1 protein-coding gene is annotated in these 1635 nt (G+C 77.7%); it reads right to left on the bottom strand.

The window, feature by feature from the left end; genetic code table 11:
* Window positions 1–165 precede the first annotated feature (165 nt).
* The coding region (locus Q6969_RS15500; RefSeq protein WP_317231243.1) for a hypothetical protein at window positions 166–1635 on the bottom strand (1470 nt) is incomplete at its 5' end.

Below are 1635 nucleotides of genomic sequence, written 5' to 3'. Positions count from 1 at the left end.
CGGCGCCGGGCGCGGGACGGCGTGCGCGGCGCGCCCGGTGTCCTGGGTGTGCCCGGTCCCGGTCCCGGAATCCCCGCCGGCCCGCCCGCGCGCGGCGGCGGCCCGGGCGGCGGGACCGGGATCCCGCGGGGCCGCGGAGGCGGAGGCGGCGGCGCGCTCACCCGCTCAGACGCCCGTGTCCGGGGCGTCCGTCCCGAGCGGCGCGGTCGGCGCCGGACGGCGACGGCCGTCCGCCTCCCACAGCCGGATGGCGGCCTTCGGCACCGGTCCGACGACGTCGACGCGCCAGGCGAGGTCCACGGCGGCGCCGGTGGCGGCCGTGACGGGGACGACGTGCAGGTCGGCGTCGCGGGATCCGGAGACGCGGTCGCGCAGGCGCTCCGGGATCACGAGGAACGAGGTCACCCGCTCGTGATGGCGCTCCGGTAGCCGCAGGTCCGTCAGGGACGACACGCTGAGCGGCGTCATCGGGTCGGACGCGCGCGACAGCGACGTCAGGAGGAAGTCGTCCCACGGCACGTCCTCGCCGGTCGTGCGGCCGTGGTCGCCGGACCGGCGGAGCACGTCGAGCGGGTTGGATCCCACGGGCCGCACCCTCGGCCGCCCGGTCTCCTGCTCCTCGCGCTGCGACGCCCGCACGAGGTCCACCAGCCGCGGGGTCGCGACGCGGGTGAGGAGGGCCTCGTCGTCGAGCGCGCGCAGCAGCATCTGCCGCGTGTGGTTCGACGCGTGCGGCAGGTCCTCGTCGAGGGCCCGGAGGCTGAAGCCCTGGCGGGCCCCGTTGTCGGCCGCCATCTCCTGCACGAGCGCCTCGAACGCGTCGTGCCGCCAGCCCTTGCGCAGCAGGTGCCCGGCCATCGAGCTGCGCATGCGCAGCGTGGAGGCGCTCTCGCCGTCGTCGATGGTGGCGATCTGCGTGGCGAACGGCATGGCGCCCCGGACGACGTCGAAGTGGTCGCGCTCGCTCCAGGCGGCGGGCACGTGCCACGGCCGGTGGATGGCCGTGGACAGGAGCGTCACCCACTCGACCGCCTGCTTGTGCAGGGAGCGCAGCCGAGCCCCCTCCTCGCGGGCGCGCCGGGCGCGGGCGCCGAGCTGCCGCAGCTTCGCGCGCTCGACGTCGATGCGCCGCTCGAACGCCGACCAGCCCGCGTGGTAGCGCACGAGCGCCCCGAGCACGACCGCGACGACGACGGCGAGGAGCGCGGCGAGCGCCCACAGCACGATGCGCTGCCACGTGCCGTACTGCGCGTCCGGATCCCGCTCGGCCGCGTCCGCGAGCCCGCGGAGGATCCCGAGTCCCAGGGCGCCGAGCACCGCGGCGACGATCACCGTGATGAGCACCGTGCGGTGGAACGTGCGGCGGAGGCGGAGGAGCGTCCCCGGCTCGAAGGGCGCGACGGCGCCGATCTCGCGGACGAGCCGGGCGACGAGCAGGTCGGCGCTGCGGCGCTCGTCGGCGAGGCGCCCGAGGAGGCGCCAGACGAACGAGTGGCTCTGCGCGGCCGCCCACTCGTCGTACGAGTCGAGGGCGGCGGTGCGGGACTCGCGGGCCGCGCGGCGGCGCGCCTCCTCGGCGGCGGCGATCGCCGCCAGCTGGGCGGGGGCGCCGCGCTCGGGCGTCGTGACGCGGGG

This window comes from Clavibacter sp. MX14-G9D, assembly GCF_032917815.1.
Lineage (GTDB): Bacteria > Actinomycetota > Actinomycetes > Actinomycetales > Microbacteriaceae > Clavibacter > Clavibacter michiganensis_K.
This window is presented reverse-complemented; position numbering and strand designations above follow the sequence as displayed.